Annotated in this window: 14 protein-coding genes; 8 read left to right on the top strand and 6 right to left on the bottom strand. The window is 61.9% G+C overall.

Features of this window, described 5'->3' with window-relative positions:
* Positions 1–17: 17 nt before the first annotated feature.
* The 3 genes from GFK26_RS21585 (at position 18) to GFK26_RS21595 (ending at position 4,978) form a co-directional block, all read left to right on the top strand.
* On the top strand, positions 18–1,376 hold the full coding sequence (locus GFK26_RS21585; RefSeq protein WP_153283790.1) for a DUF1329 domain-containing protein: 1,359 nt from the start codon (positions 18–20) through the stop codon (positions 1,374–1,376).
* Between the two features lie 119 nt (positions 1,377–1,495).
* Entirely contained in the window at positions 1,496–2,509 is a 1,014-nt protein-coding gene (locus tag GFK26_RS21590) for a WD40/YVTN/BNR-like repeat-containing protein (protein ID WP_228121735.1), read from the top strand.
* A gap of 57 nt (positions 2,510–2,566) precedes the next feature.
* Complete coding sequence (locus GFK26_RS21595) at positions 2,567–4,978, top strand: efflux RND transporter permease subunit (protein WP_153283792.1); 2,412 nt, start codon at positions 2,567–2,569, stop codon at positions 4,976–4,978.
* Positions 4,979–5,306: 328 nt separating this feature from the next.
* Here the strand turns inward: GFK26_RS21595 and GFK26_RS21600 are convergent, their stop codons facing one another.
* From GFK26_RS21600 to GFK26_RS21620, 5 genes are all read right to left on the bottom strand, one after another.
* Positions 5,307–5,825, bottom strand: coding sequence for a hypothetical protein (locus tag GFK26_RS21600; protein ID WP_153283793.1), 519 nt, complete (start codon positions 5,823–5,825; stop codon positions 5,307–5,309).
* A gap of 28 nt (positions 5,826–5,853) precedes the next feature.
* The gene (gene tnpC / locus GFK26_RS21605; RefSeq protein WP_416222505.1) at positions 5,854–7,476 is read right to left on the bottom strand and encodes an IS66 family transposase; all 1,623 of its coding nucleotides are present in this window, start codon (positions 7,474–7,476) and stop codon (positions 5,854–5,856) included.
* Between the two features lie 64 nt (positions 7,477–7,540).
* Complete coding sequence (tnpB, locus tag GFK26_RS21610) at positions 7,541–7,921, bottom strand: IS66 family insertion sequence element accessory protein TnpB (RefSeq protein WP_416222506.1); 381 nt, start codon at positions 7,919–7,921, stop codon at positions 7,541–7,543.
* Positions 7,885–8,283: an IS66-like element accessory protein TnpA gene (tnpA, locus tag GFK26_RS21615; RefSeq protein WP_194273933.1), complete on the bottom strand. Its 399-nt coding sequence runs from the start codon at positions 8,281–8,283 to the stop codon at positions 7,885–7,887. The genes tnpB and tnpA overlap by 37 nt, the downstream gene beginning before the upstream one ends.
* Positions 8,284–8,461: 178 nt before the next feature.
* Positions 8,462–9,262 (bottom strand): IclR family transcriptional regulator, encoded by an 801-nt coding sequence (locus tag GFK26_RS21620; protein WP_153283796.1) that lies wholly within the window; start codon positions 9,260–9,262, stop codon positions 8,462–8,464.
* A 204-nt stretch (positions 9,263–9,466) separates the two neighbouring features.
* On the opposite strand from GFK26_RS21620, the gene GFK26_RS21625 reads away from it, so the two are divergent.
* The 5 genes from GFK26_RS21625 (at position 9,467) to GFK26_RS21645 (ending at position 14,925) form a co-directional block, all read left to right on the top strand.
* The gene (locus GFK26_RS21625) at positions 9,467–10,486 is read left to right on the top strand and encodes an amidohydrolase family protein (RefSeq protein WP_153283797.1); all 1,020 of its coding nucleotides are present in this window, start codon (positions 9,467–9,469) and stop codon (positions 10,484–10,486) included.
* 149 nt (positions 10,487–10,635) lie between these two features.
* Positions 10,636–11,598 carry a Bug family tripartite tricarboxylate transporter substrate binding protein gene (locus tag GFK26_RS21630; protein ID WP_153283798.1) on the top strand — a complete coding sequence of 321 codons (963 nt, stop codon included), beginning with the start codon at positions 10,636–10,638 and terminating at the stop codon, positions 11,596–11,598.
* A 10-nt stretch (positions 11,599–11,608) separates the two neighbouring features.
* The gene (locus tag GFK26_RS21635; RefSeq protein WP_153283799.1) at positions 11,609–12,808 is read left to right on the top strand and encodes a CaiB/BaiF CoA transferase family protein; all 1,200 of its coding nucleotides are present in this window, start codon (positions 11,609–11,611) and stop codon (positions 12,806–12,808) included.
* A complete protein-coding gene (locus tag GFK26_RS21640) occupies positions 12,805–13,644 on the top strand; it encodes a citryl-CoA lyase (RefSeq protein ID WP_153283800.1) in 840 nt (279 codons plus the stop codon). Before GFK26_RS21635 ends, GFK26_RS21640 begins: the two co-directional genes overlap by 4 nt.
* Positions 13,645–14,043: 399 nt before the next feature.
* Positions 14,044–14,925, top strand: a complete 882-nt coding sequence (locus tag GFK26_RS21645; RefSeq protein WP_194273934.1) for a LysR substrate-binding domain-containing protein — start codon at positions 14,044–14,046, stop codon at positions 14,923–14,925.
* A 28-nt stretch (positions 14,926–14,953) separates the two neighbouring features.
* Here the strand turns inward: GFK26_RS21645 and GFK26_RS21650 are convergent, their stop codons facing one another.
* Entirely contained in the window at positions 14,954–15,343 is a 390-nt protein-coding gene (locus tag GFK26_RS21650; RefSeq protein ID WP_153283802.1) for a RidA family protein, read from the bottom strand.
* Positions 15,344–15,350 lie beyond the last annotated feature (7 nt).

Genomic DNA, 15,350 nt, shown 5'->3' on the forward strand with positions numbered 1-15,350 from the left:
ACTTTGAGGTACCCGAAATGAAATCGAGCTCTATCTTCACCGCCGCTCTCCTGTGCTTCGCCCAACTCGGGCAGGGCGCGATTGCCGCCGTCAGCGCAGAGGAAGCGGCGAAACTCAAGTCCACGCTGATGCCCCTCGGAGGGGAACGTGCAGGCAACAAGGCGGGAACGATTCCGGCATGGGATGGTGGCTACACGAAGCCGTCTCCTGGATGGAAGTCGGGGCAGCCTCGCCCCGACCCGTTCGCCGGCGAGAAGCCGTTGTTCTCCATCACAGCAAAGAACGTCGATGAGTACGCCAACGCGCTCTCCGAAGTCTCGAAAGCGCTGTTCAAGAGGTATCCCGGCTATCGCATTGACGTCTATCCGAGCCACCGCACTGCGGCCGCGCCCCAGTGGGTCTACGACAACACGTTCAAGAACGCGATCCGCGCAATGACGACTGAGGGCGGCAACAGCCTCGAAGGTGCTCATGGCGGCATTCCGTTTCCCATTCCCAAAGACGGCTACGAGGTTCTTTGGAATCACCGCATGTCGTGGGTCGGGGAGGAGACCTTCTTTCCTTTCTCGGGGTGGATCGTTACGGCGGATGGAAAGCGCGTTCTGGCCACGAAGGCGGAGGAGTGGAGCACCTATCCCGTGTACTACAAGGAAGGCTCGCCGGACTCATTTCAAGGCGTTTTCCTGAAAACAAAGTTGACCACCCTCGAACCGGCTTCCAAGGCCGGGGAAGGTGTTCTCGGCTGGCAGGTGACACAGATGGAACGAACCGGATACTGGCAGTACCTCGTCGGCCAGCGCCGGGTCCGCCGCTCGCCATCTCTTGCCTACGACACGCCGAACTTCATCGTTTCCGGCATCGGTCTGATGGACGAAGCGTTCTCCCTGTATGGGCCGATCGACAGACACGAGATCAAGCTGGTCGGAAAGCGGGAAATGATAGTGCCCTACAACAACAACAAGGCAGCGCTCGCCAAGTCAGAGGACCTCATCCAACCGAACTTCCTGAATCCTGACCTGGTGCGATGGGAACTGCACCGGGTCTGGGAGGTGGAAGCCACGCTCAAGCCAGGCAAGCGTCACGTCATGCCCAAGCGTAGGTACTACGTCGATGAAGACAGCTGGAGCATTCTCCAGTGGGATGGCTGGGATGCTCAGGGAGCTCTTTGGCGCGGCGGATACGCACTGACCCTGCTTGCGCCCGATATTCCGGCGCTGGTCGGCAATGTCGTCAACTGGGGCGGGTACAACATTCAGACCGGTGAGTACTACATGAGCGTGTCGACCAACGATGCTCGGATCCAGTACCAGGTATTGCCCCGCAAATCCGAGTCGTTCTATACGCCGGAAGCGCTTGGGTCAGACGGAGCTCGTTGACCGGCATGCCAAACAATGCAACGGTTATGGGGCCGGAAAGCGCTGGGCTGTCCCGGAGGCGGCGCGCGCTTCTTGGCTATGCGCTCGGAAGCGTTGGAGCCGCGCTGGCGGAGCCTGTGATGGCAGCCTCGCCGCCCGGCCGGATCCTCGCTGCGCTGCGCGAGCCTGCACTGAAAACCGCACGGATGACTTCGGTCGCTCTGCTCGCGTCTGCGAAGGCGGGAGAACGGCTGGTATGCGTCGGCGAGCGCGGCATCGCGATCTATTCCGATGACAGCGGCCAGTCATGGATGCAGGCGCACGTGCCCGTGAGTGCGACGCTGACCGCAGTCAACTTCGTGTCGCCATCGCTAGGGTGGTGTGTCGGGCATCTGGGTGTCGTGCTGAACACCCAGGATGGAGGGCGCACTTGGACGAAGCAGCTCGATGGACTGCAGCTGCCCGCGGTGATCAATGCGCTGGCGGACGATCCCGCGTCGAGTCTGGGCTTGGACGCGAAGGCTCGACTGAAGAGTCAGGCGGTGGCACTTGAGAGTGACGGGCCCGACAAGCCATTTTTTGATCTCGACTTTCGTGACGAGCGGCAGGGCGTGGTCGTTGGTGCCTACAACCTCGCGTTCCGTACAGGTGACGGCGGACGCACATGGAAGCCGTTCTCCCACGATATTGACAATCCCAAAGGGATGCATCTCTATGCGCTAGCAAGGCGGGGCTCAGATCTCTTTGCTGTTGGCGAGCAGGGGATCGTTCTTCGCGCATCAGGCGAAGGTACCGCGATGAAAGCGGCCATTTCGCCTTACAAGGGCACCCTTTTCGGTGCCGTGAGCACCGAGGGGTCGCTCGTTGCTTACGGACTTCGGGGAAAAGCCTTCGCATCCATCGACGGCGCGACGACCTGGCACGAGTCGATCACTGGCGTCGGCAGCTCGATCGGCTGCGGTGTTGCCCTGGGGGAGGAGCGCATTGCGTTGGCCACGCATGCCGGTGACCTGCTGCTGAGCGAGAACGGCGGCAGGATCTTCAAGCGCCAATCAATGCCCGAGGCGCTCGCCTTCACAAGTCTTCTCTTCGTCAAGCCGGGCCTGCTGATCGGCACGACCTTGCGAGGCGTGCGACGAGTCAGCCTCGCCTGAGGCCATCAATGACCCAGGACCGGCTGAATGCCGGTCCAACACATCCGAGTTCTCAACATGCCTTCAAGCGAAGCTTCTGCAGGTGCTGCCGCAGCCGATCTTCATTTCGATCGCCAATCCGGCTCGATCGTCGAACGACTGCTTTTCAACAATCGCCCGTGGCTGATCCTCATTTGCTTCATCGTGACAGTGCTGCTTGGGTGGCAAGCCACCGGGCTGCGACTGAACGCAAGCTATGAAAGCACCATCCCGGTCAAGCATCCATACGTGGCCAGCTACCTGGCCCACAAGAAGGAGCTGGCCGGCCTCGGCAACTCGCTCCGCATCGCAGTAGTGCAGAAGCAGGGCACGATCTACGAGAAGGAGTATCTCGAGACACTCTCCAAGATCAACGACGAAGTGTTCCTGCTTCCGGGGGTTGACCGTCCATTCATGAAGTCGTTGTGGACGCCAACGACCCGGTGGACCGCGGTGACGGAGGAGGGACTCGACGGAGACACTGTGATTCCAGAACGCTACGATGGCTCTCCCGAGACGCTGGAGCAGGTGCGAGTCAATGTCGAACGCTCCGGTGAGATCGGTCAACTGGTTGCCGGCGACCATCGCTCTTCAGTCATCTTTGTGCCGCTGCTGGCCAGGGACACGACAACGAACAAGCCCCTGGACTACGCCGCTCTGTCCACAAGGATCGAGGAGATCCGGAAGAAGTACGAAAGCGACCGGATCGGCATTCACGTGACCGGATTCGCCAAGGTCGTCGGCGACCTGATCGAAGGCTTGCGTGAGATTCTGTTGTTCTTCGCAATCGCGACTGCGGTCACGGTTGCAATGATCTACTGGTTCAACCGCGATGTGCGCAGCACTCTTCTTGTCACGCTGACCACGCTCGTCGCCGTCCTATGGCTACTGGGTGCTCTGCCGGCACTGGGCTTCGAACTCAATCCCTATTCGATTCTGGTGCCCTTTCTCGTGTTCGCGATCGGCGTGAGCCACGGCGCGCAGAAGATGAACGGCATCATGCAGGACATCGGGCGCGGCGTCGATAAGCTCGTCGCGGCCCGCTTCACATTTCGTCGGCTATTTCTTCCCGGGCTCACGGCTCTGCTGGCGGACGCGGTCGGATTTGCGGTTCTCTTCGTCATTGACATCCCGGTGATTCGCGAACTCGCACTGTCCGCCAGCATCGGAGTGGCTGCGCTGATCTTCACGAATCTGATCTTGCTTCCCATCCTGCTTTCGTACACGGGCGTCAGCAAGACTGCCGCGCGTCGTTCGTTGGCCGCTGAAGGTAAGTCTGGAGCGGACCAGCATGTCGTCTGGCGGTTCCTCGTGATGTTCACGCAACGCCGGTGGGCGGCCGTCGCCGTGTGCCTGGGCTGCGTGCTGGCGGTTGGAGGGTTCGCCGTCAGCACGCAGTTGCGCATTGGAGACCTTGACGCGGGAGCACCGGAGCTGCGCCCGAACTCCCGCTACAACCGCGACAACGCCTTCATGGTCTCTTCGTACGCCGCGAGCTCGGACATTCTCGTGGTCATGATCGAAACGCCCCCGGACCAGTGCACCTCATACGACACGCTCGAGAAAATGGACAGGCTTGCCTGGCGACTGGAGCAGCTTCCGGGCGTCGAGGCGACGAACTCGATGGCTGCCTTGTCGAAGTTCGCGACGATGGGCTACAACGAAGGGGCACTCAAGTGGTTTGAGTTGGTCCCCAACCAAGGTGCACTCGGAGCAGTGCAAACACGCGCGCCAAGAGAGCTGTTCAACCAGAATTGCTCGCTGCTCTCCCTGTATGTTTACTTGCGGGACCACAAGGCCGAGACGCTCAGCCGAGTGGTTTCCGAAGTCGAAGCGTACATCCCAATCGCGAACAGCAAGGACGTCAATTTCAGATTAGCTGCCGGAAGCGCAGGCATCGAGAGTGCGACCAATATCGTCGTGAAGAAGGCGTGGACACAGATGCTCTTCTTGGTCTACGCCGCTGTGGCCCTTCTTAGTCTGATCACATTCCGTTCATGGCGCGCGGTTCTGGTTGCTGTGTTCCCGCTGATGCTCACTTCCATCTTGGCTGAGGCACTGATGGTCGCATTGGGGATGGGCGTCAAGGTCGCGACACTTCCGGTGATCGCGCTGGGTGTGGGTATCGGCGTTGACTATGCGCTCTATGTACTCAGCGTGACATTGGCGCGCCTGCGCGAGGGGAGGAGTCTTGCTACGGCTTATCGGGACGCGCTTCTCTTTACAGGGAAGGTGGTCATGCTGACCGGATTCACGCTTGCGATAGGTGTCGGGACCTGGGCGTTCTCCGAGATCAAGTTCCAGGCGGACATGGGACTACTGCTCGCCTTCATGTTCCTTGTGAACATGGTCGGGGCGCTCGTTCTCATTCCGGCGCTCTCTTACTTTCTTCTTCGAGAGGCATCTCTAGCCGTTCCTGTCGGTGCGCTGAACCAGGCGCCGAGCCGATGAGTGCTGTCGACCCGTGGCTGTTGATAGCTGCCGAAATTTGACCCGGTTACCCGGCCACGAAATGCTGTCCGATTGGGTCGTGCGCGCGAAGAAGGCATCATTCTTCCCGTCCAGGCCATTCGGCGCGGCAAGCACGGCATCAGCAAGATGCGTCAGCGTGGGCGTCCGTCGCGGCGAGGAAGATATCGCATATGTATCGCCGGCGTTGTGTCGCTAGCGCAGGAGATGGGGCAACTAGGCCGCGACGCGTTGCAGTAGCGATGAGAAGGAGCGCCGCTATGCTGCAACGTAATAGTCCGCTCGAGGCCGTTGTTGACGGTTGGGTGGTTTAAGGCGTGATGTCGGTGACGTGTTGAAGCAGAGCGAACGCCACGCGCCATGCACGGTCGTCGCAGTGAACCGTGGCTGTGCGTTGGTTGATCCGAACGATTTCTCCGACGTGCCGCTTCAGGCTTTGGTCGGAGAAGCTCACGCGCTGGCCGACGCGGAAGTCCTGCTTGTGATGGATCTCCGGCGGCGGCCTCAGCGGCGCTGCAGTCGCCGGTGAGGATGACGTGCCTGCCTGCTGATCATCGACAGGCACGACGGCCGCGTACAGCACGCTGAAGCGCTGTTTGCTTTGCTCGTCGATCAGCGTGACCTGCCGGTCCTTCATCGCCGCGATGCGAGCCTCACGCAGCTTGCCGGTCCCCCAGTCCCAGTACTTCACCAGTTGGCCCATGTGCAGCTGAGAGCGCGCCTGCACGATGCGCCTGGGGTCGGCCATGAGCTGCTCGATGACCCAGCTGAGCTGGTACAGCTCAGCGCTTGTGGCCATGGGGAGATCTTCGATCTGCTTGACACGCATGCTGGCGATTTTGCCAGCGGCGATGTGCTCAGGCCGCGAGCCTGTCGGTCGGCTGTGAGCTCGTCGGCGCCACCTTGGCAAGCTCACTCGCGACAGCCCACGGCAGCAACTCGTCGATACGGTTGCTCGGATGGTCGGCGATACGCTCGAGCACGTGGCGCAAGTAGGCCTGCGCATCGATGCCGACGAGTTTGGCCGAGCCGATCAAGGTGTAAATCACCGCCGCGCTGTGCCCGCCGTTGTCGGAGCCGAGATGCAGGTAGTTTTTGCGCCCAATCGCCACGCCGCGCAGCGCGCGCTCGGCCGCGTTGTTGTGCGCCTCGATCCGCCCATCGTCGACGAAGCGCGTCAGCGCCGTCCAGTTGCTCAGCGAATACCCGATCGCCAACGCCATCGGCGACTTCGCCGAGACCTGCGACAGCGCAGTGTCGAACCAAGCCTTCAGGTCGCCCAGCATCGCAGCGGTGCGTTCCTGGCGAACCCGCATTCGCTCGTGTGGCGGCTTGCCTCGGATCTCCGCCTCCACGCCGAAGACCTTGCCGATGCGCTGCAGCGCCTGGTGCGCCAGCGTTCCGCCGAGCTTGTGCTGGCGCTCGTGAATGTCCCACAGCTTGCGTCGTGCATGGCTCCAGCAAGCCGCCTCGACCACCCGGCCGTCCTCATACAAGGGGTGGTAGCCAGCGAAGGCGTCAGCCTGCAGGATTCCCTTGAAGTGCCGCAGGTGGCGCACGGGGTGTTCGCCCTTGCGATTCGCCGAGTACTGGAACCACACCGCCGGCGGCACCGTGTCGCCGCTGGGGCGGTCATCCCTCACGTACACCCACAGACGGCCAGTGCGCGCCTTGGCACCGGCGCCGCCGAGCACACGGATCGGTGTGTCGTCGCCGTGGATCTTGTCGGCCGCCAACACGTAGCGGCCAATGGCGTCGGCCAGCGGGCTCAGCAGGCGTGCCGCCTGCGCCACCCAGTCCGCCAGAGTCGAGCGCTGCAGATCCACGCCTTCACGGGCGTAGATCTGGCACAGCCGGTGCAAGGGCGTGTGGTCGCAATACTTGCTCACCAACACGTGCGCGAGCAGGCCGGTGCCGGCCATGCAGCGATCGACGGGGCGACTCGGCGCGCGCGCCTGGGTGATCGTGCTGCAGCGGGTGCAAGCGAGCTTGGGACGAACGTGGCGCACGACATGGAAGCTGCCCGGCTCATAGTCGAGTACCTCCGAGACGTCCTGGCCGATCTCGCGAAGGCCACGGCCGCAGGCCTCGCAGCTGCAACCGCTGTGCGGCGTGTGCATCACGGTGCGCCGCGGCAGGTGGTCCGGAAGATCACGCATGCCGGTGCGCTCTCGCGCCTGGCGCTTCTTGCGGCCTAGATCGATGGACGTGACGTTGGAAGGATGCTCGCGATCCGCGTCGTCCTCGCCCGGCACCGCGGGGGTCACCGCCGGCTGCGCGAGCTGCCCGCCCACGAGCTCAAGCTGAGCGTGTTCCAGCTGCTCGCTGGAGCGGCCGTACTTCATGCGCCGCAAGTACGCCACTTCGACCTTGAGCTTCTCGACGGTCAGCAGCGCGATCTTCAATGCCTCTTGCGAGCGCTGCGCTTCGCCGCTGAGCGCGGCGTGGGCGGCAAGCAGTTCCTGCGAGGTCATGGGCATGACTGTGCCGGCCGGTAGTTGGCCCTACAACGGGGGTTGTCCTGTCAACTTGGCCGTCGGTCCGCTACGCCGCTGCGCGCGGCTGCCAGGTGCGCTCGGGGCGGCGCCAGTCGATGCCTTCGAGCAGCATCGACAGCTGTGCGGCGCTCAGCGAGATCGAGCCCGACTCGGCCTGCGGCCAGATGAAGCGGCCACGCTCCAGGCGTTTAGCCAGCAGGCACATCCCATCGCCGTCACTCCACAGCAGCTTGACCAGGTCGCCGCGGCGCCCGCGGAAGACGAAGACATGGCCGGAGTACGGGTCCTCGGTGAGCGCTGTCTGAACCTTCGCCGCCAGCGTGTCCGTGCCGCAGCGCATGTCCGTCACGCCCGCGGCCAACCAGACGCGGGTGCCCGGGCGCGGGCCGATCATGCACTCTGGCGCAGTGCGCGCAGGACGCTGCACAGGCTGTCTTCGTCGACAGCGCCACGCAGTCGCAATTGCGCGCCGGCGAACTCCAGCTCGATGACGCCGGTCCGCGGCGCCGGTCTCGACTGCGCGGGCGTGGACCCGATCGAATTGGCCATCGCCATGACCTCTGCGGCCGGAGCGACCTCTATCGGCAACAGTACAGCGGCCGCCGTGCCGCCGGCAGCCCGAAGATGCTCCCTGCGCCACTTGAACAGCATGTTGGCGTTGATGCCACCTCGCAGTGCGATCGCCGATACGGACGCGCCTGGCTCCAGGCTTTGTCGCACCAGCTCCTGCTTGAACGACCGGTCGTGATATCGCCGGCTGCCCTTCGCTGGGTCTTGCTCAATCTTCATGGTGTGCACCATCTCCTCTTAGCGCACACCTCCAAGCGGGTCTGCGATTCGGGTCAGATGCTTCCCGCAGCCTGCGCATCAGGCAAGGGCGGCCTTCGTCGGACTATTACGCTGCAACTCATGGCCGCTTTCACCCGTGCAGACCGGGCAAGACATCGTGCGAAACCGGCCTTGCGCCTTAGCTGGTGACGCCTGGCGAAAGGTTTCTAAGACTATCCGTCGAGAGACGCTCCAGGCTCGACGGGAAGCGAGATGTGTTGCCACCCAGCGCCGAGGTCGCGGCCCGTGCCGTCTCGAGCACATGGCGACATGCGGCGAGCATCGCTTCTGGCGAAGTAAGTCTCTCGCGAGGGCCGCTGACAGCCAGCGCGCCTTGCAGTTCGCCGGTTACCCCGAACACTGGCGCCGCCGCTGACGCAGTCTCGGGGTCACGCTCCCCATACGAGACGGCCCACAACTGTTCTCGAATGGCGTCATAGCCTGGAAGAACTGGCAGCGAGAACGCAAGCAGCACCTTGCCAGAGGCACCCTGAGCGATGGCGTATTCCTGGCCGATCTGCACTGATGCGCGAACCGACCGGGCTGGCTCGACACGGAACAGCGCAATCCGCTTGTCACCGTGCCTCACGTAGAAAGACGCAGTCTCCCCGGTTGTTGCGCTGAGTTGCTTGAGGAGAGGCTCGATGGCATGGCCAACCTGGAACGACCGCTGGTAGATCGAGGCGAGACGAAGAGGCTCCGGGCCAATCGAGTACTGGCCGTCCTGCAGCTTCCGGATGAATCCTCCGTGCTCCAAAGCAGCAAGCAGCCGCAACACCGTGCTCTTGTAAAGGCCCGTCCTCTTGGAGAGCTCGGTCAACGTGAGGCGGCTGTCATCTGGGCCAAAAGCAGCAAGCAGCGAAAACGCTCTGTCCAAAACCGCGACGCCGCTGGATTCGGCGGTCTCGGTTGGCGTTGAAGGCGGGGTTGACTCTGTCATGGAAAGGGAGAGGGGCAGAAGTTGAGGCGCTCTTTTTTGAGCCGCCAAGGCGAAGTGTGACACGCACTCCCAGAGGAGCCGTCGTGATCAGGATCAAGGGTTAACCCCAATTCAAGCGATCTCTTGCGACCCGTATAGTTCTGTGGAATAGACCATGGTTCTATCAAATAGAACTTAGACGGAAGGCCCAGGAGACGCACAACCATGAGCACCAACAACTACTTGGTCGTTCGCGAGGACTGGCTCGCGTTGCACGAGGAGCAAATTCTCGAGCCGAGCCTGCGGATCGTCGACGCCCATCACCACTTCTATGACCGCCCGGGCTGGATCTATCTGGATCACGAGTACTTGGCCGACGCAAGGTCGGGTCACAACGTGGTCGCTTCCGTATACATGCAGGCGCAGACGCGCTATCGGCCAGACGGACCCCGAGCGCTCCAGCCGGTCGGAGAAACCGAATACGTTGCCGCGGTTGCCCAGAAGCACGCCAGCGGCATACCGGAAGCTGCCAAGGGCATCGTGGGTCATGTCGATCTGAGGCTCGGCGCCGAGGTTCGTGAAGTCTTGGAGGCCCATATCCAAGTGGGGCAGGGCCGATTCAAAGGCGTCCGTCACCTGACCACCTGGGATCCAGATTCATCCCTGGTCAACCCGCTATCTGCCACGCCGCGTGGTCTCTTGCTGGACAAGGCCTACGGCCAAGGCGTAGCCCAGTTGTCCGAACTACAGCTCTCGTACGACGCATGGCTGTTCTTTCATCAGCTGCCGGAACTCTTTGAACTGGCCAGGTCGGTACCGCACACGCCGGTGGTCATCAACCACTGCGGCGGCATTTTGCGCATCGCGGCCTACGAGGCATTGCGCGCCCAGGTGTTCGATACATGGTTGCACTCGATGCGCCAGCTTGCCAAGTTGCCCAATGTCTACGTCAAGCTGGGCGGGCTGGGAATGCGCATCAACGGCTTCGACTTTGAGAAACGCGAGCGCCCGCCCAGTTCGGACCAGTTGGCCCAGACGTGGAAGCCCTGGATGGAGCCATGCATCGAGGCCTTTGGCGCCGACCGCTGCATGTTCGAGAGCAATTTCCCTGTCGACAAAGGCTCCTACAGCTACACCGCATGCTGGAACGCCTTCAAGCGACTGACCTCGGGCGCCAGTGCCGAGGAGCGCCAAGCACTTTTCGAAGGGACGGCGACCCGGGTTTATCGCCTCGCCCAGTCCTAACCTCCTGCCGATCCCCTTGCCCACCGTTCCGTCTGGAGATCTAGCTGGCACCTTTCTGTGGAGCACGCAGGTTCGCTGGGAAACCGCAGTCCGCAAGCCGGGCGTGAAGCTCGACTGAACCCATTCAACACGAAGCCTTGGAGACCATTATGAAGTTCCGCACCATTCGTCGCGCCATCATCCTCACCGGCGCCGCATGCCTCTTCAGCGCCTCTGCGCTCGCTCAAAAGCCCATCACCATCATCGTGCCTTACGCGCCCGGCGGTAGCGCCGATCTGGTCACGCGTGTCATTGCACAGTTCGCAGCGCCCGGCGTCGGCGCGCCGTTGATTGTCGACAACCGCACTGGCGGAGGAGGCGTGGTGGGCTGGGGTGCAGCTGCCCGTTCCGCACCCGATGGCAACACACTTCTGACGGTTGAGCTCTCCTATGCCATTGCCGCAGGGCTGATAACAACGCTGCCGTTCGATCCGCAAAAGGCGTTCACCCAGGTGACGACGGCGGTCAAGGTTCCGCATGTTCTGGTGGTGAATCCAGCCGTGCCTGCAAAGACCGTCCAGGAGTTCATTGCACTGGCCAAGGCTCAGCCTGGCAAGCTCAACTATGGTTCCGGCGGCAACGGCACCAACACGCACCTGGCCGGAGAGCTCTTCAAGAGCACCACTGGCGTCGACATCGTCCATGTCCCGTACAAGGGCGCTGGCGCCGTCCTGACCGACCTGATGGGCAACCAGGTGCAGGCGCTTATCACATCCGTGCCCACCGCGCTTCCCCATATCAAAAGCGGGAAGCTTCGCGCCCTGATGGTGACGGGCTCCGAGCGCAATGCCATGCTGCCTGATGTGCCTTCGGCGAAGGAGGCCGGCATTCCCAAGATGGACATGGACTACTGGATTGGCATCGGGGCCCCTGCCGGAACGCCCCAAGCGGTTGTAGACAAGTTGAACAGGGAGCTCAATGCCTCGCTCTCGCAGCCGGAAGCGAAAAAGAAGATTGCCGAGATGGGTCTGACGGTCGTGGCCAATACGCCGGCGCAGGCGAAGCAGCTGGTCACCAGCGAGATTCAGCGGTGGAGCACGGTCATCAAGCAGGCCGGCATCAAGGCCGACTAAGGAGAGCGCAATGTCCAACGCGCTACGAGGAATTCGCGTTCTCGATCTCACCAATGTTCTTGCGGGACCCTTCGCATGCCACCAGCTCGCCCACATGGGCGCCGACGTCATCAAGGTGGAAAGCCGCAATGGCGGGGATCTGGCCCGTCAGCTTGGCGCCGACGCCGAATTGAACAAGCGCTACATGGGCGTCTCGTTTCTCGCGCAAAACCCTGGCAAGCGCTCCATCACAATCGACTTCAAGCACCCCGCCGGAAAAGAGGTTTTTCGCAACCTGGTGCGCACGGCCGACGTGCTGGTGGAAAATTTTCGCCCCGGTGTTATGAAGCGCCTGGGGCTTGGATTCGAGGAGCTGCTCAAGGAGAACCCGAAGCTCATCTACTGTGCCATTTCGGGCTTTGGCCAGGACGGTCCGCTTCGTGACCTGCCGGCCTATGACCAGATCATCCAGGGCATGTCCGGCGTCATGAGCATCACCGGGGCGCCCGAGAACGCGCCATACCGGGTCGGCTACCCGGTAGCCGACACGATTGGCGGCATCACTGCCGCCTTCGCTGTTGCGGCTGCGCTGGCCGACGGCCAGCGCACGGGTGGAACCTTCATTGATGTCTCGATGTTGGAAGCCGTCATGGCGACCATGGGATGGGCTGTATCGAACCACCTCATTGCCGGCCGTGAGCCCAAGCCCATGGGCAACGAGAACGTCACCGCCAGTCCGTCCGGGACATTCCGTACAGGGGACGGCCTCCTCAATATCGCTGCCAACAAGCAAGAGCAGTTCGAGGCGGTTTGCCAGGTGGTAGGCAGGCCCGAGCTGGTTGCCGACCCTCGGTTTAGTGAGCGGCAGGCACGTCTGCAGCATCGCTTCGAGCTGAAGGCAGTCCTTGAGGAAGCTATGGCCGCGAAGTCCACCGACGAATGGTGGAGGCTCTTCAACGAAGCCGGCGTGCCGGCCGGGCCCGTCTACTCAGTGCCTCAGGCGCTCGACCATCCACAGGTGGCTGAGCGCGGGATGGTGGGCAGCTTCACGAACGCGCCGGGTGTTGGAAGAGACATTCGCTTGGTCCGAACCGGATTCAAGGTGAACGGCCAAGCACCTCGTGTCGATGCACCGCCACCGACCCTCGGTCAGCACTCAGAAGAAATCCTGACGGACCTGGGCTACTCATCTGCGCAAATCCAAGCGCTAAAAGAGGAGAAGGCCGTATGACGGACACAACGCCTGACGCACGCAAGGCCACCGAGGACTGGTGGCGCACCAGCATCATTGACATGTCCCCGGGCGTGATCCGCTATCGGGGATATCCCATCGAGGACTTGATTCGCCAGCGCGTGAGCCTGGCACAAATGATCTGGCTGATGACACGCGGAGAGCTTCCGAGCCGCGTCCAAGGGGAACTGCTGGAGGCCGCACTGATGTCTGCGGTCGACCACGGACCGCAGGCACCCAGTATCGCCATCGCCCGGATGGCAGCAACCTGCGGCGTTGGCTTGAACAGCGCGATGGCCTCCGCCGTCAACGTTCTCGGCGACGTACACGGCGGCGCCGGTGAACAAGCGGTGGAACTCTACGAGGATATTGCAGCGCGGATGGACACCGGGGCCACGGAGGAGGATGCCGCGGTTGCCGGGCTCCGAAGTTTCGTGGAAGCCCACGGGAAGGTCATCCCGGGGTTCGGTCATCGCTTCCATCCAATTGACCCCCGAAGCGAGCCACTTCTCGACCTCGTCGATGCGGCAGCCCGCAATGGCGAGGTCAGCGGGAAGTTTGCCCGCATCGGCCGGGCCGTTGAGGCGAAGCTCGGTGCAGCCAAGGGCAAGCCGATTCCGATGAACATCGACGGCGCGACCGCTGTGATCTATGCGGAGCTTGGTTTTCCTCCTCCACTTGCTCGCGGGCTCTTCTGCTTGTCCAGGTCAGTGGGCGTGCTCGCACATGCCTGGGAGCAAACGCAGCAAGGCGGTCGCATCAAGGGCCCGATACCGCGGCAATACATCCCTACGTACGACGGCCAGCAGAAGCGCGAAGTGCCTTCGCAAGCGTGACAAGCCTTCAGTGAGAACGCGAATGACAGGAAAACGTGCTATCGGCACATGTCCTAGACTCTGTGACCGACCCATTGCAGCGTCTTGTCCAGTGAATGGCGTTCGAACAGAGCCAGCACATTTTTACTGAAGAAGTGTTGCTTGTGCTTGATGACCGAGGAAGCCTCCCGTGGCGCCTGCGCGAGGTCTCATTCAACATTTTGGAGATGCCGGAGCCAGAGGAGTCCGGCAGGTCGCAACTGTAGGAGCAGGTTTTCGATCACTTTGCAGGGCTTGTTGCGATGACCACGCCGGTGAGCGAGCAGAGCTCCTGGAACCTAGGGTGAATTCGGAACTCTGTAGCGCGCCAAATCTTCTACATTGCTCGATATGCCAAGAGCCTTGCCACCACTAAACGCGTTGCTCGCTTTCGAAGCGACTGCCAGACACCAGAGCTTTACCCGTGCCGCGACCGAGTTGAATCTCACTCAGACCGCCGTCAGCCATCGCATCAAAGAACTTGAAAGCTTGTTGGAGGTCCAGCTGTTCACGCGAAAGCAGAGCACCACGCGCCTGACCGACGAAGGTCGTACCTATCTCGAGTGCATCCGTCCAGCACTTTCGCAGATTGCCGCGGCGACGGAGAGCGTTTCGTCGGTACACGACAACCGGTTGACGATCGCGTGCCTGGTTGCATTCTCGTCCAGATGCCTCATGCCTGCCTTGCGCGAGTTCAAACAACTGCACCCGCATATCGAGCTGCGTCTGACGCCCTTGGCGCCCACTGATCGGCTCGCGCAGCGCGAGTTCGATGTCGCAATTTGGTATGGAGTCGACGATTGGCGTGACTTTGACGCGGAGCGGATCGCCCCTGAGGAACTATTTCCTGTGTGTGCGCCCAGTCTTTTGGAGGAGGGCCCACCTCTATCTGAAATTCAGGACTTGCGACACTATCCAATAGTTCGCACCGTCTCACCGATCATCACGGATGACTGGACGATGTGGCTCCACCAGGCTGGGTCGGACATTGAGAAATTCTCCAGCGAGATATTCTGCGAGACGATGCTGTTCTCGATGAACGCGATCATCGAAGGCCTTGGGATAGGCATCGCTCGGTCTGTATTAGTCGAAGAGGATCTGGCGAACGGGCGCCTGGTTGCCCCATTCGAGTTCCGATGCTTCTCGCCAGCGGGTTACCACGTCCTCAGCCGGCCCGAGCGATCCGGCCTTCCTAAGGTTCAGCTTTTCAAGCGCTGGCTTTTGTCCAGGTTCGAGTCCACATGGAAGTCGGTTGCCGTCTAGACACGATGGATGCGCAGCAGTATTCCAGTCAGGTCAAGGCGACAGCTTCTACTTCGAGGGCGCAGCCATAGTGCAAGGTAGGGACGGGGACGACTGCACGAGCTGGCCGCGCAGTGCCAGCCCATTCTTCGTAGAGCTTGTTGAACGTGGGCCAGTTATCGATATCGGTGATATACACGCGAACGTGGAGCAGCCGATCGACCGCGCTGCCCGCCCCGGCGACAGCAGCCGAGACATTTGCGAGCACCTGCCTCGCCTGAACCTCGAACGGTGCCTCGCTCAGCACCGAGCCATCCGGTGACACTGGGAGCTGGCCCGAGACGAAAACGAGACCTCCGCCGCTGGTCGCGTGACTGTAGTGCCCACGGGGCATGGCCATACCTGCTGGCTGAAGGAATGACTGCAATTCGTTGTTCATGGAGTTC

The organism is Variovorax paradoxus, from assembly GCF_009498455.1.
Classification (GTDB): domain Bacteria; phylum Pseudomonadota; class Gammaproteobacteria; order Burkholderiales; family Burkholderiaceae_C; genus Variovorax; species Variovorax paradoxus_H.